This window comes from Aequorivita sp. CIP111184 (genome assembly GCF_900489465.1).
In the GTDB taxonomy this organism is placed as follows: domain Bacteria; phylum Bacteroidota; class Bacteroidia; order Flavobacteriales; family Flavobacteriaceae; genus Aequorivita.
This window is the reverse complement of record NZ_UEFQ01000024.1, coordinates 67336-91171: the sequence shown is the minus strand read 5'-3', so window position 1 is coordinate 91171 and position 23836 is coordinate 67336. Positions and strand designations below refer to the sequence as shown.

Genomic DNA, 23836 nt, shown 5'->3' with positions numbered 1-23836 from the left:
CAATTTCAATTTCAATTTCAGTTTCGATTTCGATTTCAGTTTTGCCTAATGTAATTCTTTTTTAAGGAACCTAGCGGTATAGCTTTTTTTGTCTTCAGCAATTTCTTCGGGAGTTCCCAAAGCCATAATTTTTCCCCCTTCTTTTCCGCCTTCGGGACCTATGTCAATTATATAATCAACTGTTTTAATAACGTCTAGATTGTGTTCAATTATCAACACCGTATTACCTTTGTCCGCCAGTTTGTTTAGTACGATCATTAATACGCGAATGTCCTCAAAATGAAGACCGGTTGTGGGTTCGTCCAAAATATAAAAAGTGTTTCCGGTATCGCGTTTGGAAAGTTCGGTTGATAATTTTATACGCTGCGCTTCTCCACCTGAAAGCGTTGTGGACTGCTGCCCGAGAGTAATATAGCCTAAACCAACATCTTGTATGGTTTTTACTTTTCGATATATTTTTGGAATGTTTTCAAAAAAGTCGCAAGACTCGTTAATAGTCATTTCCAAAACGTCATAAATAGATTTTCCTTTGTAGCGAATTTCCAGTGTTTCTCGATTGAAACGCTTGCCTTGGCAGGTTTCACATTCCACATAAACATCTGGCAGGAAATTCATTTCAATAACCCGTAATCCAGCTCCTTTGCAAGTTTCACACCTTCCGCCTGCAACGTTAAAACTGAAACGGCCAGGTTTATAACCACGTATCAAAGATTCAGATGTTTTGGCAAAAAGATTTCTAATTTCCGAAAAAACACCCGTATAAGTCGCAGGGTTACTTCGCGGAGTCCTTCCTATTGGCGATTGGTTTATGTCTATTACTTTATCAATGTTTTCAAGCCCTTCAATTTTTTTATACGGCATTGGTTTTTTCACACCGTTGAAAAAATGCGCATTTAAAATAGGGTAGAGGGTTTCATTTATCAGCGTACTTTTTCCACTTCCAGAAACGCCTGTAACGCCTATCATTTTTCCTAAAGGGAAAGTGACAGATATGTTTTTTAAGTTATTTCCCGAAGCACCTTTTAGGGTTAAGGTCTTACCGTTTCCTTTTCGTCGTTTTTTTGGAATTTCAATTTTTCTACGGCCGTTTAAATAATCTGCGGTAAGCGTGTCATGTTTTTCTATTTCTTTTGGAGTACCTTCAGAAACTATTTCACCACCGTGTTTCCCGGCTGCAGGGCCGATGTCAATCACATAATCGGCGCTTTCAATCATGTCTTTATCGTGCTCCACAACAATTACAGAATTGCCGAGTTCCCTTAATTGCTTTAGGGAATAAATTAATCGTTCGTTGTCACGCTGATGAAGGCCAATACTGGGCTCATCCAAAATATAAAGCACGCCGACCAACTGAGAGCCAATCTGTGTTGCAAGACGTATTCGCTGCGCTTCACCACCAGAAAGAGATTTGGAGCTTCGGTCCATAGCTAAATAAGTAAGCCCAACATCCACCAAAAATTGAAGTCGCGAACGCACTTCTTTTATAATTTCTGAAGCGATCTTCAATTGTGTTTCGGAAAGGTTTTTGTCAAGGTTTTTGAACCATTCTGCAAGTTCAACTACGTCCATGTGGGCGAGTTCGGCGATATTTTTTCCGTTAACCTTAAAGTAAAGTGATTCTTTCCGAAGGCGTGTTCCGTTGCATTCTGAACACGGAATTTTATCCATATATTCTTTCGCCCAACGTTTCAGTGAAGTGGTTTCACTGGCTTCAAAAGTATTTTGAATAAAGGTGGCAACGCCTTCAAAGTCTATTTTATAGCTTCGGGTGATGCCCAAAGCTTTGGAAGCAATGTCAAATTTTTCATTTCCGCCGAAAAAAATAACATCTTTGGCTTCCTGAGGAATACTTTCAAAAGAATCGCTCAGTTTAAAATTAAAACGTTCTGCAATCAATTCTAGTTGTTTAAAAATCCAATTGCCTTTTTGTGGACCGTGGGGCGCCAAAGCTCCTTGTTTAATGGAAAGTTTTGGATTTGGAACAAGTTTCTTTAAATTAACCTCATAAAGTTTTCCCAGGCCTTTACATTTCGGGCACATTCCTTTTGGGGAGTTGAACGAAAAATTGTTTGGCTCCGGATTGGGATAAGAAATTCCGGAAGAAGGACACATCAAGGAGCGACTGAAATAGCGCGCTTCATCTGTATCGTTATCGAGCACCATCAAAACATCTTCGCCGTGGTACATTGCAGTATTTATGGTTTCAGAAAGACGTTTGTTGTTATCGCTTCCTTCGCCCTCTGTAGCTTTTTCAGACTTAGTTAAGGGGATTTTAAGTCTATCTATAACTATTTCAATATCGTGGTTTTTGTAGCGATCTACTTTCATTCCACTCACAATATCTCTAACTTCACTGTCAACTCGTACTTTCAGAAAACCTTGTTTGGCAATTTGCTCAAAAAGTTCGCGGTAATGCCCCTTTCGGGAACGGATAACAGGAGCGAGGATACTCACTTTTTTATCGGCAAAGTCTTCAAGAATAAGTTGTTTTATTTGCTCGTCGCTATAACTAACCATTTTTTCGCCTGTATTGTAGCTATAAGCATCACTTGCTCGAGCGTAAAAAAGACGCAGAAAATCATAAATTTCTGTAATGGTGCCAACGGTGGATCTTGGACTTTTACTTGTAGTTTTTTGTTCAATTGCAATTACTGGGGAAAGGCCTTCAATTTTATCAACATCGGGACGTTCCAAACTCCCCAAAAACTGACGAGCATAAGCCGAAAAGGTTTCAATATAACGGCGCTGACCTTCAGCATAAATAGTATCAAACGCCAAAGAGGATTTTCCACTGCCGGAAAGCCCTGTAATTACTACTAATTTTTCTCTTGGAATTCGAACGTCAATGTTCTTTAAGTTATGAACGCGGGCGCCCAAAACTTCTATAAAATCCTCATTTTTTGACATAGCTTGCAAAGGTACTTAATTGAACCGAAATTAAAGAATGCATGCCATCATACGGATGTTAATTTTTACTGAAAAAAAGCTCTTTTAAAAAATTACTGATTTACTTCTTTGGAAAGATAAACATGAAAGGTTATCGCAATATAAAATATAGTACTGATAACGATAGAATACCCAACAATTATAGATAATGATGAAAAGCCCAACATTAAATGAATAAGCGGAAGCAATACGCCAAAAACCATTAATAATAAGAAAATTATATAAAGATATCGTACCAATCGCGGTGCTTTCCTGTCCATCTGGCTTTGAAATTGATAAAGTTTTGGAATAACATCTTTCGTCATATATTCCCAAAGCTTTGAGAAAAAAACTTCATTAAAAGAAGCATCTTCAAAAACTTCATTATCTATAGTGTTTGCCAAAGTAAGAATCTTTTCTTGGTGTCTTTCAAAGACTGCTTCCAAATTTATTGAGTTTTTATAAGTACCGTATTTGTAACCGAATACATACCACAATCCAGTACCGCATTTATGCTCGGCCCATTTTTCTATAATTCCGTTACTGTATGAAATAGGATAATTTATAGTTTCCGGAATATGCTTTTCTTTAGGATTGGTCATTAATAAAGATTTCAATTCCAAATAAATATTTTCGGTTTCACCAAAATGATGTGTTTCCTGAAGAAACTCAATGGCAAGTCTGGATTTTCCTTTATAAAATTCTTTGACTTCAAAATAGGAAAGCTCAGAAAATTCCTTTTCAAAATAATCTTTTAAGCCTGGAAGCCAGATGTTTGAAGTGTACAAAATTTCAGCAATATTTCTGAAATTGTGCATCTTTTGTGTGGTCTTGCTGATTTTGGTAATTATTTTGACTTTGTTTGATTTTAAAGCCATCGCAGATGTTGCCAAAAAAACCATCAAGATTGCTGATAAAAAACCACTTACGGCAATGAAAATAGTTGTCAGACTTTTCAAAATGGTTTCAAAGCCTATTGTATCTTCACTTTTTTGATAGAGCAAAAATATTAGCACGGCACAAAGCCCCCCGCTTACTGCCAGGGCGATAATGGAATACAAATCCTTGGGAAAAGATTTATTAGTCATAGGCTAAACATCGCCAAATAAGGCGAAGAGTTACTAATAAAAGGATTTTTATGACAAACAACGTTTACTGCAAAAGTTGAATATTCAATTTTGCAAAAAGAGAAAAAAGATTATTTAAGATTCCGCAAAGGCGAATATGAATAGGTTCTTCAAAAAGTCTCAATCTAAAATTTGTAAAAATCCTTAGTTAATTCCCTCAAATCTAACCTTTTTTATTGCCCACATATCCACCTTTCGATATAATGCACAAGATTTCGATTAAGCGTGCAAAAAAAGATTTAAATTTAATAACCAATAGCAGTATCATCACCGCGACTATCGGCTCCACCTTGAAGTTTATTGTTTGGAAGTCTTAAGATGGCATCTACTTTTCCGATAATTGGATCGACATCAGTGTTTTCTGGATAGCCTTTTTGTTTTAAGTCTTCAATTAAATTCCTGGGAAACTTTTCAAATTCATACCTAATGGCGTCTGGTAACCATTGATGGTGAAAACGAGGAGCGTCCACGGCTTGCTGCATATCCATATTGAATTCATAAACATTTAAAATGGCTTGTGCCACTGAAGTTATAATTGTGGAGCCGCCAGGAGTTCCTACAACCATCCAAAGTTTTCCGTTCTTTTCAACAATGGTAGGCGTCATGGAACTTAACATTCTTTTTTGGGGTGCAATGGCGTTTGCTTTTCCGCCAACCAAGCCATACACATTTGGTTCTCCTGGCTTTGCGCTAAAATCGTCCATTTCATTGTTTAAAAAGAATCCGAGTTCGTTAACGTATAATAATGAACCAAAAGATGAATTGAGTGTAGTGGTAACTGAAACTGCATTTCCAAAGGAATCAACAATAGAAAAATGGGTGGTCTCTGGGCTTTCATAACCCATAATTACACCTGGTTTTATTTCAGAGGAAGGTGTTGCAGCTTCAAAGGAAAAATTTTCCATCCTTTGGGAAAGATAGGCTTCGGAAAGTAAGGAATCTGTGGGATTGTCAACAAAATCTGGGTCACCCAAATAATAGCTTCTGTCAGCATAAGCCCGGCGTTCGGCTTCGGCTAAAACTTGAATGTATTTCTCTGAATTATGACCATAATCTGAAATCGGAAAAGGCTCAACCATTTTTAAAATCTGTGCCAAACAGATGCCGCCGCTGGAAGGGGGCGCCATGGAGATTATTTTTAAATCTTTGTATTGAAAAACAACCGGTTCGCGCCATTGGGCTTCGTAGGCCTCCAAATCTTTTAAAGTGAGAATCCCATCTTTTTCTTTCAGAAAAGAAACGAGTTTTTGTCCGGTTTCCCCACCGTAAAATTCGGCTCTACCGTTTTTCGAAATGCGTTCCAAAGTACTTGCCAATGCATTATTTTTTAAAGTGTCATCCGCTTGGAGCGTTTTGGAATAAAGAATGCTTTGGCCGTTTACCTCTTCAAAATAGGGTTTATATATTTCCAATGCTTCTGCTTCTTTCTCGGTGATTATATATCCTTTTTGGGCAAGTTCAATTATGGGTTTTAATATAACTTCCATTGGTAAACTTCCAAATTTTTCGTGAACTGCAAACATTCCAGCAACTGTTCCCGGAACACCCACAGACATTGCACCAACCGAGCTTTTGTTAGGTATAACGTTTCCGTCTTTATCGAGATACATATTTTTTGTCGCGGCCAATGGTGCTTTTTCTCGATAATCCAAAGAGCCAATTTCGCCATATTGGGTTCTATAAACCATAAATCCGCCGCCCCCAAGGTTACCTGCATTGGGATACGTTAAAGCTAAAGCCATGTTGGTGGCAATCATTGCATCAAAAGCGTTACCGCCCTTTTTAAGTATTTCTGAACCTATTCGTGAAGCTTCGGCCCGTGCCGAAACAACCATAGCACTATCAGCAATTACGGCCTTTTTTATTTCAACCTTTGTTTTTTCAACTAGGTTCTGCGCTTTGGGTTTTTCTTTGCAGGAAAAAAACAAGAAAGCAATTAAAAAAAGATAGGAAAATTTCATAATTCGGTAAGTTTATTTTTGGAGAAAATAATCAATTCGTCAAAAAAGGAAGTGAATTCAGCTTCAAATTCTTCATAAAACTCTTCGAGCTCAGCAACGGCTAAATTCATTTTTGAAATGCCTTTGGTACGTACGTTCATTTGCGCTAAAATTTTACTGATTCCTTCAACGGTGGCGTAGCTTAGCAACCAATTGTCGGCAATCATGTAAGGCATCATTCTTTGTATTCTTGCTGGAAGGATTGTAAAATTTTTCCTAAGTAATTCATAAAAATCATCAACATATTCATCTAAAGGCACATCGGAATACTTACTCCAATTTTTCGCCAAAAAATGATCGTACAGTATATCTACAATTACTCCACTGTAATGGCTATAATTTTTGTGAAGTTTCGCCGTACTTTGGTGCACTATAGGATGCGCGTCTGTGAAGGTATCTATGCCGCGGTGTAATAATATGCCTTTTGCAATTTGTGGTGGGTATTTTTCATAGCGCTTGCCTTTGATGCCATCGGCTATAAAGTTGCCTATTATAACGCTTTCGTCATTACCGGAGAGATAGATGTGGGCTAAAAAATTCATTCAATAAATATATGTATTTTTGAACTGTAAAAACTGAAAATTGAACAGGTTACCAAATTTGGACCCATTGCGGTTTTTCCTTGCTTCCTTCGTGTTGCTGTTTCACTTACCCCAACTTTCGCACAATCAAGGACTTCCTTATTTTGATGGTCTTCCTATATTTCATCGAGGCTTGGAGGCAGTTTATATGTTTTTTGTATTGAGTGGTTTTTTAATTATCCGTCTTATTTATCGCGCAAAAATCAAAGGTACTTTCTCAATAAAAGATTTTTATGTTCGAAGAATTCTGCGAATTTTCCCGCTATACTATCTTGTTTTAGGCTTCGGACTGCTTTTTTATAACGTGCTATTACCTTTTTTAAATATTCCCTTTGAAATAAATTATACTTGGAAAGAAGCCTTGTTTTACAACGTTTTCTTTCTTCCGAATGTCTTCGCTAAAATTTACGAACCTGGTGGAATACTTGAAATTTTATGGTCTATTGGGATTGAAGAACAATTCTATCTCGTGATCGCGCCACTTCTGTTTTTTATAAATGTGAAATGGATTCTAAGGGTTTTAAGCCTTTTGCTGATTGGTTATTTTATAATTTATTGGACGGATTTATTTGAAATTCTTCGCAAATACACCTTTGTGTTTTTCTACCTTTTTTCCGGAGGGGTGATTGCAATTCTTGAAGAAAAGAAAAAGCTTGAATTTTTAAAGCGATCAGCAATTTTTCCATTAGTCATTTGCATTACAACATTACTTTACTTTTTAACCGATTGGGTTCTATTTGAACCTTTATGGCTTCGGGCGTTTTTCACTTGTGTGTTGTTTGCGCTATTTATCCATTCGTTGGCCTTTAATAATAAAGGCGTTGAAGTGAACAATAGATTATTGAATCACTTCGGAAGTATTTCCTATGGAATCTATATGTTTCACGCCATTGTTTTAAATGCTGTTGTATTTTTGTTTTTGAAATTGGAAATGTTCCACAACCTTAATGAAACTTTAACCATAATTTTAATACACCTGTTTACCTTTGCAGGCACACTTTTGATAGCTCATTTATCGTACACCTATTTTGAGCTTTACTTTTTAAAATTGAAAAATAAATTCAGAAAATGACACTTATAAAATCTATATCAGGCATCCGCGGAACCATTGGCGGAATACAAGGCGAAAATTTAACTCCAATTGATGCGGTTAAATATGCAGCAGCTTACGGCAGTTGGGTAAAACAACAGCGCAACAAAGAAAATTATAAAGTGATAGTAGGTCGTGATGCACGTATTTCTGGGGAAATGATCCAACAATTGGTAATGAATACGTTGGTTGGAATGGGCATTACAGTGATAGATTTAAATTTATCAACAACCCCAACTGTTGAGATAGCGGTGGCTTTGGAACATGCCGATGGCGGAATAATATTAACAGCAAGTCATAACCCAAAACAATGGAACGCTTTGAAATTGTTGAACAACAAAGGTGAATTTTTAAATGCTGTAGCTGGTCAACAAATCCTTGATATTGCTGAAAATGGAACTATCCAATTCGCCGAAGTTGACAATTTGGGTGAAATCCATAAAAATGATGCGTATATAGATTTGCACATTGATGAAATTTTGAATCTACCTTTGGTGAAAGCTGATGCCATAAAGCGTTGTAAATTTAAGGTGGTTGTTGACGCCGTAAATTCCACTGGAGGAATTGCCGTGCCTTTACTTTTGGAAGCTTTGGGCGTTGAACCCGTGAAACTGCATTGCACACCTAACGGACAATTTCCACACAATCCTGAACCGTTAAAAGAACATTTGGGCGATTTGATGGAAAGTGTTGTAAAAAACCACGCCGACTTTGGAATAGTGGTAGATCCCGATGTGGACCGACTTGCTTTTGTTGATGAAAAAGGCGAAATGTTCGGTGAGGAATATACACTTGTTGCTGTTGCTGATTATGTTTTGCAGAATAATTCAGGAAATACGGTGAGCAATATGTCTTCATCACGAGCCTTGCGCGATGTAACCGAAAAGCACGGTGGAACTTATACAGCGAGTGCTGTTGGGGAAGTGAACGTTGTTGAGAAAATGAAGGAAACCAATGCCGTGATAGGAGGTGAGGGCAATGGCGGAATTATTTACCCAGAACTACATTACGGTCGTGATAGTTTGGTGGGGATTGCTTTGTTTTTAAGCTTTTTGGCTGAAGAAAAAATTGCCGTTAGCGAACTTCGGAAAAAGTACACGGCTTATTTTATGAGCAAAAAGAAAATTGAGCTAACGCCACAGTTGGACGTTGATGCAATTTTAAAAGCAATGGAGGCAAAATATGCTTCAGAAGATATAAATACGATTGATGGCGTAAAAATAGACTTTGCTGAAAACTGGGTACATCTTCGAAAATCAAACACCGAACCGATAATTAGGATTTATACCGAAGCTAAAAGCCAGGAAGAAGCGGATGCTTTGGCGGATAGGATTATTGGGGAGATTGAGGGAATTGCTAGGTTGTAATCAATCTACTTTTCGAAGTTTCCACCGTTTGTGCGACCATAAATAATACTCAGGTTTTTCTCGGATTTGATCTTCTAAAGCATCAAAAAACATACGTGTAATTTGAAAATCGGGGTATTCTTTTGGGTTTTCAACCAACGGAACAAAAGTGGCTGTGTAATAGCCACGCTTTACTTTTTCAACTTTTAGATAGAGTACAGAGAAATCCAATTTCTTAGCTAATTCTTCTGTTCCTGTGAACATTGGCACATTTATCCCCATAAACGTATCGCGGTGTTTAAATGCACCAAGTTTTGGGGTTTGGTCGGAAAGAATATAAGTGAGAGTTTTGGTCCCTTTTTTCCACTTTCTGAAAAGTACACCGACTATTTTTTTGTTACTAACTATAATTCCTCCAAAGTGTTCCCGTGTTTTTTTTACCAAAGCATCAAATTGTTTGCTGCCTAAAGGTTTGTAAACTGCGTGCGCTTGATGTTGCATCAATTTATTCAAAATACCGCTCCATTCCCAGTTGCCATAGTGGCCGGCCATTAGTAGAATGCTTCGATCATTTTCGTAATATGGATTCAATATTTCGGCATTAGTAACCACAAAACGTTTCCGTATTTCCTTTTCAGAAATAGTAAATGCCTTTATAGTTTCAAAAATAATATCACACAGATGTTTGAAGAATTGCTTCGCTATTCGGTTGCGTTCTTGATCTGTTTTTTCAGGAAAAACTAATGCCAGATTATCTTTCGCTACTTTTTTACGATAACCGATAACATAATACACCAGAAAATATAGCACGGTAGATTTAATATACAAAATGCGCATCGGCAAAATGGAAAGCAGCCAAAGAATTGGATATGCCAGTATATAAAGCAATCTTTGCATAGGAATTGTTACCGCAAAACTAACTAAATTTATTACAAGAATTAGAATTCAAAATTCTTTATAAATTAATAACCCAATAACTTTTATAAACCAATGCAAAATATTGATATAGCAACTCTAGTAATAATTGCCGCAAACGTCATCATTTCCATGAAAGGTTTTAATGATTTTTCATTCTTTGAGAAATACAAATTCAACATAGCGGGCATACGTCGCGGCGAACATATTAGAATGTTCAGTTCTGCTTTTTTACACGCAGACTTTTCACATTTGCTATTTAATATGCTTACGCTCTATTTTTTTGCACCTGTTGTTATAAATAGTGTTGGTGTTCCATTTTTTGTGGTTATTTATGTAGTGAGCTTGCTTGCAGGTAACTTCTTGTCATTCTATTTTCACAAAGACGAATACCACTACAGTGCAATAGGGGCTAGTGGTGCGGTGATGGGAATATTGTATTCCGCTATACTATTTTTCCCAAATATGGGTCTCTATCTTTTCTTTATTCCAATAGCCATTCCGGCATGGCTTTTTGGGATGGCATATTTGTTGTATTCTATCTACGGAATGAAAAAAAGAATGGGAAATATTGGCCACGACGCTCACATTGGCGGGGCAATTGGAGGGTATGTATTAACACTTTTGTTTGCACCCTCTTTGTTTGAGACCAGTTTGTGGATCGTTGTTTTGCTTGCGCTTCCTTTAATTCTGTTATTCATTCTCCATAAATTAAATAAAATTTAAAAAAGAAAACTATGAAAATTTTACAAACATTATTAATTGTAGTAATAACAACTACTAGCATTATGGCACAAAATACTTTACCCCAACCCACAATAGATGTAACTGGCGAAGGAATTGTTCGTGTGGTTCCCGATGAGGTTACCATCAACATCCGCGTTGAAAATACAGGAGAGAATACCAAAACATTGAAAGAACAAAACGATGCAACTATCAGTGAGGTTTTGAAATTTCTGAAGAAAATGAATATCGAGGATAAAGATGTGAAGACCCAATATATGAACCTGAGCAAAAACTATGATTACAATAGCAAAACGTACACATTTGCAGCCAATCAATCCCTATCAGTAAAATTACGCGATTTAAAAAAATATGAACCTGTAATGAAAGGTCTTATTGATACAGGAATTAACCGTATAGACGGGGTTGAGTTTTCTTCTTCAAATAGTGAAGCATTGAAGAGCCAAGCCCGTAAAAAAGCAGTTGAAAACGCACAAATGAAGGCTAAGGAATATACTTCAGTTTTAAATCAAACTATTGGAAAAGCAGTTTCTATAAGTGAATTTAATAATTCAGTAGGGCCGCAGCCTATGTATAAAATGGCAATGAGTGACTCTTCTTCTGGAGGCAGCGATCAAACTATTGCTCTTGGCGAGATGGAAATTAAAACCTCTGTGAACGTTAGCTTTCTATTAAATTAAGTGGATTAGCTTAAAGGTATTATAACATCTAAAATTCCCCCAAATAAAAACCTCGGCTCCCAAAAAGAACCGAGGTTTTTTATTTTTCACTAGAGTAGTCTAAAGATTATTCTGCACCCAAAAGTGTGGCAATCTTTGCTTCTAAAGCCGCTCCACGCAAGTCTTTGTCAATGATCATTCCGTTTTCGTCTACTAGAAAAGTTGCTGGAATGGAACGCACACTATACTGTTGTGCAATAGGATCTTGCCAAAACTGAAGATTGGACACGTGGTACCAATCCATTTTATCGTCTTTTATGGCCTGTATCCATTTGTCTTTTTGTTCGGCTTTATCTAAGGAAACACTAATAATGTTTAAACCTTTATCGTGATACTTATTATAAACATTTACAACATTTGGATTTTCCATGCGACAAGGCTTACACCAAGATGCCCAAAAATCGATGATTGTGTATTTACCCATTGCATCTTTTAAAGACAATGTTTCTCCTGTAGGGGTTGGTGCGCTAAAGTTTGGTGCAGCACTTCCCACTTCAGCTTTTTTAAGTGCTTCAAGATTTGTTTTTAAATCCTGTACTATTTCAGATTCCGCAAGTTTAGGCTCAAGGTCATTAATATAAGCAGATGCTTCTGCTGGTGTAATTTCTTTTCTACTTAACATTTCAGAAATGAGCATTACGGAGAAAATGGAGTTTTTGTTGTCTTTCAAAAACTGCTTTTTATATTCGGTTTCTTCCCCAACCATATTTAAGTTTTCACTTTGTATCTGTGCAATAGCAGCAGTATCGTTAGCTTGTCTTGCATCGCGGAAACGCTCCATGCTTTCTTGTTTCTTTTTGTTAAAAGCAGTCATTTCTGAAACAAAATTGCCATAAGATTCGTTTTGCTTTCCGCCGTTAACGCGAGAGGCTTGAATACTATCTTTATAAATTGTTGCCGTCATATCTTCATTTTCAGGAAAAAATAGAACAGAGCCGTTTATTTCATTGATTCTCAAAAAACTGAGATTTATATCATCGCTTTTTGGATAGGTTGCAGAAAATTTTCCTTGGGTAACAGTGAGAGTATCAATTACTTTTGGTTGTTTGTTTTCCAAAGTGTAAACAAAGATTTCCGTTCCGTCGGCAAAACCAACGGCGTCGCCTTCCAGTTTGTAACTATTGGTATCCTTATTGCAAGAAATAAGTGAAATTGTAAGGAGTGATGCAAAAATCAGTCTCATATATTGGGTTTTTAAAATTTGAACAAAAATAACGGTTTCTTACTTCAATGAAGGATATGGTTTAAGATTTTATTTTTTATTAACATATTGCAAGATTTTTAAAGTTTACTTTTATTGGTTAATAGCTATGGATATAATGACTAAGGAGAAAAAAGACTTCCCATTAAAGATAAAGATTGGTTTCAAAAAAGTTTTTGATGCCTATAAAGAAAAAGCGGGCAAAAGTGATTTAGCAAAAAAGCAAATCTCTGAGATACTTTCCATGGAAAAAGAGTTTCCCATGCTTTCTTCTGGAATAGCTGATTTTGAGGAAATTTTAAAATATAACGATCAGATTGATACAATTCTTGAACCTTTATTTCCTTCAGTACTTGGAACCAATGAAATAAAATTTGCAACTATTCCCTTTCAAGAGGTAGCTTTTAAAAGCACCGAGCGTTATCTAGAAATTCTAAAAGCCGCGGGAGATGGTTTTTCAATGGACATCATAAATTTTGATGAAGACCAATTTTATATTATGGGTTGCAGCATGATATTGAGTCATTATTATGGCAAAAAAGTAGATTTTAAGCGTTCTTTTTATTACAATATTCCCGACGGGCAGGAAATGATTAAAAACTATAGATTATTTTATAATGGTGATTTTGTAGAAATTCAAAAAACAGCAAAGTCAAAAGATATTTCAGAAGATGATATAAATGAATTGTTGGAAAGTTTTGAAGACATTTCAGTTTGGAAAGAAAAATTCCCACCAGGGAGTTGGATCTTTAATGGCTTTGTAATAGCAACTTTGACAGATGTTACAATGGACGTATCCATCTCTGACTTTAAGACAAATTTGCTTCGCTTGGAAAAAAATGGCGGATTCCACGACACAGAATTCAGCCGTATTTTTCGGGCTATCTTTAATTTGAAAGACCTTATGATAGGTTTTGCAGATTATAATGAAGAAAATGAGTCTTTTGAGCGTACACTTTTCAAAGAGATTTCCAGTTTCATTTTAAACGGAGAAAAATCACAATCCAGTAAGGAAGCTCTTTGTAGTGCTTCTTATTATACACTTTTCAAACAAAAGGAATTTTATTGCGTGACAGATGCTGAAAGATACAATAAGATGTATCCAGAGAATCTGCTGTATAAAAAAATGTTGGATCAGGGAATGAAGAGTGCCATTTTTGCCGCAATTGTTGCAGATGAAAAAATTCTTGGGATTTTGGAACTTGTTTCTCCCAACGCTAATGATTTGAACACAATAAACGCAAATAAACTGCGCGACATTATGCCGTTCCTTATTGATTCTGTTGTTCGTTCAAAGGAAAATTTTGAAAACGAACTGGAACTTATAATCCAAGAAGAATGTACCGCCATTCATAGTAGTGTGCAATGGAAATTTCGGAAAGAAGCAAAACGGTATTTAAGTTCAATTACAGAAGGTAATCCTACTTTTTTCCGTGAAATTGTTTTTGAAGATATTCATCCGCTCTATGGGCAGACAGATATTAAAGGTTCCTCTGAGGCTCGTAATGAAGCTACAAAAAAGGATTTAACATTGCAGTTGACCTATATTGAAACTGTTTTAAAGAAGTTGTACAATCATACTCCTTTGCCCATTTTAGAACAAATGAATTTTGCAATAACAGGCTTTTTGAATGAAATTGAAGAAAACCTGCAAGTAGATACGGAGCGGAAAATAATGGATTTTCTAGTATCTGAAATAATACCATTTTTCAAATACGTGAGAGAGAGAAATGAAACATTTAAGGTATTGGTTGATGAGTATTATCAGTTGATAGATTTTAGCACCGGTCTTGTATATAAAAATAGAAAAGATTATGATGAATCGGTAATGCTTATAAATAAACGTTTGGCATCTGTTTTAGATAAAAAGCAACAGGAAGCACAGAAAATGTATCCGCATTATTTTGAACGTTTCAAAACGGATGGAGTAGAGCATAATTTATATATAGGTGAATCTATTACAAAGGAAAAATCATTCAATAAAATATTCCTGAACAATATAAAGCTTTGGCAATTGCAAGTTATTTGCGAAATGGAGAACAACTATTACCGTTATAAGGATAAACTTCCCGTGGAGCTGGATGTTGCTTCAATGATTTTAGCCTTTAACGGTTCGCTATCATTAAGATTTAGAATGGACGAAAAACGCTTTGATGTTGACGGCACGTACAATGCCCGTTATGAAGTTGTAAAAAAACGGGTTGATAAGGCACACATAAAAAACACAGAAGAACGCATAACCCAGCCGGGAAAAATATCTATTATTTATTCCCAAAAAGAAGATGAGGAGGAATATTTAAAGTATATCCGTTTTCTGCAATATCAAAAATTGCTTGGGGATGAAATAGAGATTTTAGAGTTAGAAGATTTGCAGGGTGTTACCGGTTTAAAGGCTTTACGAGTTAATGTGCTTTATTCCAAAAATAATGATCAGGCAAAAGAATATTATACGTATGAAGATTTAATTTCACAAATTCAGGAGTAAATTCTATGCTTCCATATAGAAAAACACCGCAAAGGAAATTAAGGAAATGATGGTTCCTGCCACGAATATGGTATACGTAAGTCTTAAAATTCTATATTTTCTATCCAGAACTTTTCCCAAAAAGTATAAATCTTTGGTAAGCGATTTATAGACGTAATTTCTATCCTTCAGTAACTCCTCAATGGCCCATTCAAATTGTTCCAGTTCCATTTTATGGAAATTTCCGAAAAAGGTTAAGTTTACGTTTTGATCTTCCACATCCTGTTTGGTAAATTCTCCACGTGTTACGTTGGGGCGCGTTGCAATTACCGCCAGAACCATTGTAATAGCACTAAAAAGTATGAAAATAGCAGTTGGAATTATTAAATAATTATTATTGTCTAGTTTAGATATAAGATTGGACAGTACCAATGAAATAATAATAGCATTAACCGAAAGCATGATATTGGCTTTTGTGTCTGCAATGTCACTAAGTTTCATATGGTTTCTTAGGGCAGTTCGGTAAAAAGTTTGAATTCCACGTTCAGGACTATCGTTTTTGTATTGCGCTTTTAGCTTAGCTTTAGTCTTTTCCTTTTGAAATTTTTCTTTGTGCTTTTTACGTTTGTTAAGGAGTTTTGAAAGGTTTTCTTCTTTTACGGGTTGCCAGTTTTTTAGCGCATAATCTGAATAAAATTCATGGCTTTCAACAAGAACCTTTATGTTTTCCTGAAGCCATTCGTTTGAGGTATAATTATGAACATTTTGAGAAAGATATTCCTGTCTTAAAAATTCACTAGCTTCTTCAAAATAATCTTTCCCGAAATGGGAAGAATCTGCATCTCTTATAATCTTTTCAAGTTCGTTTTGGGGTGTTGTATTTTTGAATTTTGTGGCAAGTATACATTTTTTTACACCTTCAATTATATCATTTTCAACCCCGTGCTTTTCCAGAAAAGCAACTGCTATTTTCACGCTTTCTTCTTCGTGATTTTCGCGGCAAACAATGTAACCCGTATCGTGGAGTAAAGCTGCTAAACGTAGTGTCTGAGCATCTTTAACATCAATTTGGGAGTTTTCAATAATTTCGTTTATACTTTTATAAACACGTTTTGTGTGGGTATAATTGTGATAAACAAAGGTGTTTGGAAGCTCATCTTTAAATAATTGGAATACAAAATTATCAGTAGCTTCTACAATATTATCCATAGAAAAAATTTAGTGATCCAAAGTACTAAAAAATCAATACCAAAATAGATATATGAATAAAATTAACATCTTTATAACTTTTGCTTTAGCAGCCCTTTTTTCTGCTTGTGCAACTTACAATCCACAATATAAAACAGTTAAAAATAACTTTTCCAACACTCCTTCCGATAAAGAAATAGACAAAACTTTCTATTTAGTTGGAAATGCTGGAAAGTCTGGAAGTGAAGCTTCAAAATCCATTCAATCTTTAAAAAAGTATTTAAACGAAAACAATTCTAAAAATAGCTATGTTTTATTTTTAGGAAATAGTTTTTATCCTTCGGGAATGCAACCAAAAGATAAGACGGAAAAGAAAGCCGCTGAAAATTCAATGGAACTGCAACTTGAAGCCTTAAAAGGTTTTAAGGGTAAAGTAGTAGTGCTTCCAGGCAACCGCGATTGGAAAAGTGGGGTTGATGGTTTGGAGCTTGAAGAAGATTTTCTGAAAGCAAAATTTGATGATGCCGATGTGCTTCAGCCAAACAATGGTTGCGGATTGGAAAGTATAGATATAAATGATAATGTGCATTTAATCGCGCTGGATACGCAGTGGTTTTTGGAAGATTGGGATGATTATTCAAAAATGAACGACAAGTGTGACATAAAAACCCGCAATAAGTTTTTTATTGAATTTGAAGGAGAGCTTAAGAAAAACGCCGATAAGACAATCATTGTCGCAATGTACCATCCACTTATTACTTATGGGGAACACGGCGGAAAATACCCATTGATACACAAGGATTTTTTTAGCACATTCATTAAGCAGGTGAAAATTCAAGGTGCAATTTCAAAACAGGATCGTTATAATGAACGCTACAACGAATTAATGAGCCGATTGAAAGTGCTTACAAAAGACCTTGATCGCCTCGTTTTTGTGTCTGGATTAGATGAATCCTTACAGTATATTGAAGACGGAACAGTAAAGCAGATTGTTTCGGGTTCAGGCTCTGGGGCAACGGCTGCTGCTTTAGGACAGTTTGGAGAGTTTGCTTATGGTGGAGAAGGTTTTGCAAGGCTTGATGTGGAAAAAAACGGTGCTTCGGAAATCCGGTTTTTCAAAGCTAATGACGATGCAACTTCAGAGATTCTATTTCAAAAGAAAATATTTTCTGAAAAAGAAAACTATGATTTTTCTACCCTTCATGAAAATTTTCCACCCACTACAAAAGCAAAAGTTTATAGCGATGAAATGGTTGAAAAAACTGGTTTTTATAAAACTGTTTGGGGAAAGCATTACCGAAAAATATACGGTACAGATGTTACTGCAAAAACCGTCCTTTTAGATACTCTATACGGAGGGCTTAAAGTGGTGCGTGCTGGGGGAGGTCACCAAACGCGATCACTTAGATTAGAAGATAAAGATGGAAGAACATATAATATGCGTGCACTAAAAAAGAGTGCTGTACAATTTTTGCAAACTGTAATTATTAAAGATAAAATTGTAGAAGATGAATTTTTAAATACAATCCCTGAAGATTTAATTCTTGATTTTTATACTGCTGCACATCCTTATGGAGCATTTACAATTCCTCAACTGTCTGAGGCAGCTGGAATTCTTCATACAAACCCAAAGCTATATTATGTGCCGAAGCAAAAGGCCCTCGGAAAATATAACGAAGATTATGGAAATGAACTATATATGATTGTTGAAAGGCCTGATAAAGAATTTGAAGGAAAACTTTTTGACTATCCAGATGACGTAGAAAGCACAGATGATTTACTTGCAAAACTTCGCAAAGACGAAAAATACAAATTGGATGAACAAGCCTACATTCGCGCCAGGGTTTTTGATATGCTTGTAGGTGATTGGGATCGCCACAATGATCAGTGGCGTTTTACACAAAAAAAAGATGATAATGGAAATTCCCTGTTTCTGCCAATTCCGAGAGATAGGGATCAGGTTTATTCAAATTTTGACGGAGGACTTTTAGATGTAGTTAGAGCTTTATTCAATACATCTAGACAATTTCAAGTGTACGGCGAAGAACTAAAACATACTAAATGGTTTAATGCTGCTGGTATAAAATTAGATCACGCATTAATTCAAAATTATGGAAAAGAAGCTTGGCTTGAACAGGCAGGAATAATTCAAAAGAATGTTACAGATAATGTAATTGATAATGCTTTTAAAGACCTACCTAAAGAAGCGCAGGATGAAACTTCCGCAGAAATTAAGCAAAAGCTAAAAGGTAGACGAGACAATATCGTAAAAATTGCTGGAGAATATTATGATTATCTCGCAAGACTGCAGGTGATTACGGGAACTGATAAAGATGATTATTTTGAAATAAACCGTTTGCCCGAAGGAAAAACGAATATTAAAACCTACCGTATAAAAGATGGTGAAAAGGGTGAATTAATGGTTGACAGGACTTTCAATGCGAAAGAAACTAAACAAATTTGGGTTTATGGGCTTGACGATGACGATGTTTTTGATGTGAAAGGAGATGGTAACAATCCTATTTTTATAAGAATTATTGGCGGTCAAAACAACGATACCTATAAAATTGCAAATGGTAAAAAGGTTAAGGTGTACGATCAAAAAAGTAAAAAAAGTACAGTTGAAGAAAAAGGCGGAGCTACCTTCCGATTTACTGATAATTATGACTTCAATACTTTCGATTATCAAAAACAAATGCAAACTGTAAATCTTTTTCTTCCAGCTGTGGGCTTTAATCCTGATGATGGTTTTAAACTAGGTTTTTCAGATGTTTTTACTGTAAATGGTTTTCAAAGAAATCCATTTTCCCAACAACATCGATTAGCTGTTGGCTATTATTTTGCTACACAAAGCTTTGATGTAAATTATGAAGGAGAGTTCGCAAATGTCTTTGGCAGTTGGAACTTTTTATTGGGAGGCTACTTTAAAAACCCAAATTTCTCTGAAAACTATTTCGGGTTTGGAAATGAAACAATAAATCCAGATTATGAATTTGATACTGAATTGGATTATAATCGGGTTCGTATTGGTGGTTACGGCGGCTCTATTGGGTTTAAAAAAGATTCCCCTTATGGAAGTATGTTTCAGATTAAGGCCATTTTTGATGCAATTGAAGTAGAGGGAACCGATGGAAGGTTTATTTCAGATGTAATTCCTACCCCGACAGAATTGGATAAAACCAAGAATTTTGTAACCGCTGAAGGAACCTATCAGTATGAAAGTTATGACAACAAAGTAAACCCAACACGAGGCATGGATTTTACACTCGTTGCGGGGGGAACTCAAAACATAGAAGATAGTGATCAAATTTTTGGTTATGTAAAACCTTCAATTATATTCTACAACGCAATTACAAAAAACAGAAAATTGGTTTTAAAGACCGATGTTAGCGGACAGTTCAATATTGGTAATAATTTTGAATTCTATCAAGGGGCACAATTAGGAAGTGATACCGGTCTTCGTGGTTATAGAAATGAACGTTTTACGGGTAGAAGTGCAGCAGTAGCCGGAGCAGATCTTCGCTACAGTTTCAATAAATTTCGCACTGCCTTAACGCCCATACAAATAGGTGTTTTTGGAGGCTACGATGTGGGAAGGGTTTGGGTTCCAAATGATACTTCAGACGTTTGGCATAATTCTTACGGAGGAGGTTTTTGGGTAAACACCGCTGATTTATTGAGTGCATCCTTCAATTTATTTACTGGGGATGAAGGATTGCGTTTCACTTTTGGATTAGCTTTTTCAATGTAAATAATATATGGTTTTTAAAAAGTTCTTTTTTCTATTTTTTATTGTTTTTTTTATTTCTTCCTGTGCCACGTATGCGCCGCAGTTTAGGGATAAAGAGGCTAACCCTATATATCCTTCGGAAAAAAAAATAGAAAAAACTTTTTATTTGGTTGGTGATGCCGGCCTGTCCCCAATGGGCGGGATGAGTGATGCGCTTGCTACATTCCAAAATTACCTTGAAAGTGAAAAAACTTCCGGGAACTATACTATTTATTTGGGTGATAATATTTATCCCGCAGGAATGGATCCTGAAGGTCATCCACGACGGAAGGAATCTGAAAACATGATTGATGCCCAGCATAAGGCGGTAAGCAATTATAAAGGACAGACCATTTTCATCCCAGGAAACCACGAGTGGTATAACGGAGGCGTTTTGGGTGTAGAGCGCGAAGAAAATTATGTGGAATCTAAATTTCCTGATCAGGATGCATTCAAGCCCAGTAATGGCTGCCCTTTGGAAAGTATTGACGTTTCCGATAATATTCAGTTAATTATTATCGATACGCAATGGTTTTTGGAAGACTGGGACAAAAATCCCACCATCAATGAAAAATGCGACATTAAAACCCGCGAAAAGTTTTTTATAGAGCTTCAATTAGAATTGGAAAAAAATCAAAATAAAACCATTGTTTTTGCCCTTCACCACCCTATGTTCACCAATGGAAATCACGGGGGTTATTTTGCATTGGAAAAACATTTGTACCCAACACAAAAGAAAATTCCTTTACCCATTTTATCTTCATTGGTTGTTCAGATTCGATCCCAGGGAGGGGTCTCCGTACAAGATAGATATAACGAGCTCTATAATAATTTTATGAGCCGATTGCAGCAACTTGCCAAAAATAACAAGCGTCTTGTTTTTGTATCGGGCCATGACCATAACCTTCAATATATAGAGAAAGAAGGGTTTCACCAGATTGTTTCGGGAGCTGGGTCTAAAGAGTCTTATGCTGCCACGGGAGAAGATGGTTTTTTCAGTACAGGAAAGCAAGGATTTGCGGTTTTGGATGTGTTTGAAGATGGCTCTTCTTGGGTTCGCTATTTTGTAAAGGGTGATAATAATAAGCCTGAACTCCTTTTTCAGAAAGAAGTTATTTCTGCTCCTAAAAATTTAGATGTTTCAAATTATCCCGAAATATTTCCACAGGAATATACAGTTCCAATTTATAAGCAGGACAGTATTAGTGAACCACTTTTTTTCAAAACAGTGTGGGGCGCAAAATACAAGAATGCCTATTCGCAACCAGTCAGTGCCAAAGTAGCATCTTTAGATACACTTTTTGGTGGGCTGCACGTAATTCTTGAAGGTAATGAAGGGGATTATAATTCGTTGTTGTTGGCAGACGAAAAAGGCAATCGATACAGGATGAGAGCCATGGAAAAAAATGCACTTCAGATTTCTAAAAAAATAGTTTTTGAAGACAACAATACGAAGCCATCCGAAGTTGAAAAAATAGACGTGCCTTCTCTTAAAGGACAGAATGCTAGTTTTTATACAGCTTCACATCCGTATGCAGTTATGGCAATACCAGATTTGGCTCAGGCTATAAATATTTTTTATACAACTCCACAATTGTTTTATGTGCCCAAGCAGAAACGTTTGGGTAATTATAATAAAAATTTTGGGGATGATCTGTATCTTATCTCCATAGAACCATCTGAAAGTAGTGAAGGAGAAGGACTTTTTAAATATCCCGACGATGTGGAAACCACGGATGATATTTTAATAAAGCTTCGCAAAACGGGCGATGTTCTTGTGGATGAGGAAAACTATATAAAATCCAGACTTTTTGACATGCTTATTGGCGATTGGGACCGCGAGCCAGATCATTGGCAATGGGCAGAATATTACAACAGCTACAAAAAAAATGTATATGTACCCATCCCGAAAAACCGCGATAATGCCTTTTCAAGTTTTGATGGAAATATATTCGATTTTACACGTTCTTTGTTCAATGGTTCTAAACAGACACACGTCTATGGAAAAAATCTGAAAGATTTAGGATGGTTCAATAAGGAAGGTGTTATTTTAGACAGGGCATTACTTGAAAACTCAGGTCGCGGCCAATGGAAATATCTTGCCAGAGTACTTCAGGACAGCATAACAGACAGTGTAATTGAAAAGGCGTTTAGTAAACTTCCTCAGGAAGTGCAGGACGAATCGCTTGAAGAAATTAAACAAAAACTGAAAGAACGTAAAAAGAACCTAGTGGATATTGCTGATAGCTATTATAGTTATCTTTCTACGCTACAAACCATTATTGGAACTGATTATGATGATATTTTTGAAATTACACGTTTACCCGGCGGGAAAACAAATGTAAAAAGCTTTACCACCATAAAGGGAATTAAGTCTGATACCTTAATTGACCGAACTTATTCAAATAAAGACACCAAAGAGCTCTGGATTTATGGTCTCGGCGGAAAAGATAAATTTACTGTCACTGGAAATGAAAACAACTTGGTTTACATTCGTATTATTGGGGGGCAAGATGAAGATGTTTTTAATTTAGAGGAAGGAAGAAGAGTAAAGGTTTACGATTATGAAAGCAAACCAAATACTGTAGAGAAAAAGGAAGGCGGGACACTCCGTTTTACAGATGTTTATAATTTAAACACGTACGATTACAGGAAGCAGATTGAACGCTCGCAGGGATTGGTTTCAGCAATTGGTTACAATCCCGATGATGGTTTTAGAGCGGCTTTACAATTCGTCTATCGGGTTGATAACTTTCAGCGAAATCCGTTTTCACAGAAACATGTAATTAATGCAGCGTATTTTACAGACATAAACAGCTTTGAGTTTTCTTATTCTGGTGAATTTGCTAATATTCAGGATAACCTCAACCTCAGTTTTGGAGCAAAACTGACAAGCCCAAATTTTAAAATTAATTTTTTCGGCTTTGGAAACGAAACACAGAATTTCCAGGACAGTGAAGGGTATGAATTCAATAGAGTAGAAGTACAGCACATTTCGGCAAATATTGGTTTGCTTCGCAACAGTAATTTTGGTAGTTTTTTCAAACTGCAGACCACTTTTGATGGGTATGAAGTGAATAACTCACCCCAGAATTTTATATCGAATGTAAATGTAGAAGACAAAGGAGAAACCAGTTTTTTTGGAACTTTGGAAGGTATTTACAATTACAGAAGTTATGACGATATTCTTAACCCAACGCTGGGTATGTTGTTTGATTTAAATGTAGGCGTGACAGACAATATTAAAGATACCGATGATGTATTTGGGTTTGTAAAATCACGAATTGGTTTTTACAATACTTTGGTAAAAAATAGGACTTTAGTTTTAAAAACGACTGTGAATTATCAACTTAATATTGGGGACAGGTATCAATTTTACCAAGCAGCAAATTTGGGTGGCGACAACGGGTTGAGAGGATACAGGGAACAACGTTTTACAGGAAAGTCATTTTTAGTGGGTAGTGCGGATCTTCGGTACAGCTTCCCTAAATTTAAGATTGGGTTAATTCCACTACAAACGGGAATTTTTGGAGGAACAGATTTGGGAAGAGTTTGGTTACCTGAGGAAAGTTCCAAAAAATGGCATAATTCCTACGGTGGGGGTTTTTGGATTAATGGGTCAGGAGGATTGAACGCCAACTTCAGCATCTTTGATTCCAAAGAGGGAGCAAGGGTTACTTTTGGATTGGGATTTGATTTTTAGAAAAAAATCGATTTTAAAAAAGTAGAAAAAATTAAAAAACTGGTAAAAGTTAAAACCTTTACCA

General features: G+C 36.1%; 14 protein-coding genes. 7 read left to right on the top strand and 7 right to left on the bottom strand.

The features are described from left to right. Positions 1-45 precede the first annotated feature (45 nt). The 4 genes from uvrA to AEQU1_RS09630 form a co-directional block, all read right to left on the bottom strand. Positions 46-2907, bottom strand: coding sequence for an excinuclease ABC subunit UvrA (gene uvrA / locus AEQU1_RS09645; protein WP_111880706.1), 2862 nt, complete (start codon positions 2905-2907; stop codon positions 46-48). 92 nt (positions 2908-2999) lie between these two features. After that, positions 3000-4013: a hypothetical protein gene (locus AEQU1_RS09640; RefSeq protein ID WP_111880704.1), complete on the bottom strand. Its 1014-nt coding sequence runs from the start codon at positions 4011-4013 to the stop codon at positions 3000-3002. 284 nt (positions 4014-4297) lie between these two features. After that, a complete protein-coding gene (ggt, locus tag AEQU1_RS09635; protein ID WP_111880702.1) occupies positions 4298-6013 on the bottom strand; it encodes a gamma-glutamyltransferase in 1716 nt (571 codons plus the stop codon). Continuing rightward, positions 6010-6594, bottom strand: a complete 585-nt coding sequence (locus tag AEQU1_RS09630; RefSeq protein WP_111880700.1) for an ACP phosphodiesterase — start codon at positions 6592-6594, stop codon at positions 6010-6012. Before AEQU1_RS09630 ends, ggt begins: the two co-directional genes overlap by 4 nt. Positions 6595-6634: 40 nt before the next feature. On the opposite strand from AEQU1_RS09630, the gene AEQU1_RS09625 reads away from it, so the two are divergent. Beyond that, on the top strand, positions 6635-7705 hold the full coding sequence (locus tag AEQU1_RS09625; protein ID WP_111880698.1) for an acyltransferase: 1071 nt from the start codon (positions 6635-6637) through the stop codon (positions 7703-7705). Next, entirely contained in the window at positions 7702-9090 is a 1389-nt protein-coding gene (gene glmM, locus AEQU1_RS09620; RefSeq protein WP_111880696.1) for a phosphoglucosamine mutase, read from the top strand. Before AEQU1_RS09625 ends, glmM begins: the two co-directional genes overlap by 4 nt. On the opposite strand, the gene AEQU1_RS09615 is transcribed toward glmM, so the two are convergent. Beyond that, a complete protein-coding gene (locus AEQU1_RS09615) occupies positions 9091-9966 on the bottom strand; it encodes a lysophospholipid acyltransferase family protein (protein ID WP_111880694.1) in 876 nt (291 codons plus the stop codon). It lies immediately after the preceding gene. A gap of 93 nt (positions 9967-10059) precedes the next feature. On the opposite strand from AEQU1_RS09615, the gene AEQU1_RS09610 reads away from it, so the two are divergent. Next, positions 10060-10710 carry a rhomboid family intramembrane serine protease gene (locus AEQU1_RS09610; RefSeq protein WP_111880692.1) on the top strand — a complete coding sequence of 217 codons (651 nt, stop codon included), beginning with the start codon at positions 10060-10062 and terminating at the stop codon, positions 10708-10710. A gap of 11 nt (positions 10711-10721) precedes the next feature. Beyond that, the gene (locus AEQU1_RS09605; protein ID WP_111880690.1) at positions 10722-11408 is read left to right on the top strand and encodes an SIMPL domain-containing protein; all 687 of its coding nucleotides are present in this window, start codon (positions 10722-10724) and stop codon (positions 11406-11408) included. A 106-nt stretch (positions 11409-11514) separates the two neighbouring features. Here the strand turns inward: AEQU1_RS09605 and AEQU1_RS09600 are convergent, their stop codons facing one another. Beyond that, entirely contained in the window at positions 11515-12630 is a 1116-nt protein-coding gene (locus AEQU1_RS09600; protein WP_111880689.1) for a TlpA disulfide reductase family protein, read from the bottom strand. 136 nt (positions 12631-12766) lie between these two features. On the opposite strand from AEQU1_RS09600, the gene AEQU1_RS09595 reads away from it, so the two are divergent. Next, complete coding sequence (locus tag AEQU1_RS09595; protein ID WP_258455265.1) at positions 12767-15133, top strand: GAF domain-containing protein; 2367 nt, start codon at positions 12767-12769, stop codon at positions 15131-15133. 3 nt (positions 15134-15136) lie between these two features. Here AEQU1_RS09595 and AEQU1_RS09590 read toward each other — a convergent pair whose 3' ends face one another. Beyond that, positions 15137-16321 carry a Pycsar system effector family protein gene (locus AEQU1_RS09590; protein ID WP_111880685.1) on the bottom strand — a complete coding sequence of 395 codons (1185 nt, stop codon included), beginning with the start codon at positions 16319-16321 and terminating at the stop codon, positions 15137-15139. Between the two features lie 52 nt (positions 16322-16373). Between AEQU1_RS09590 and AEQU1_RS09585 the strand changes: the two genes are divergently transcribed. Next, positions 16374-20051: a phosphoesterase gene (locus AEQU1_RS09585; protein ID WP_111880684.1), complete on the top strand. Its 3678-nt coding sequence runs from the start codon at positions 16374-16376 to the stop codon at positions 20049-20051. A 7-nt stretch (positions 20052-20058) separates the two neighbouring features. Continuing rightward, complete coding sequence (locus tag AEQU1_RS09580; RefSeq protein WP_111880682.1) at positions 20059-23772, top strand: metallophosphoesterase; 3714 nt, start codon at positions 20059-20061, stop codon at positions 23770-23772. Positions 23773-23836: the final 64 nt, after the last annotated feature.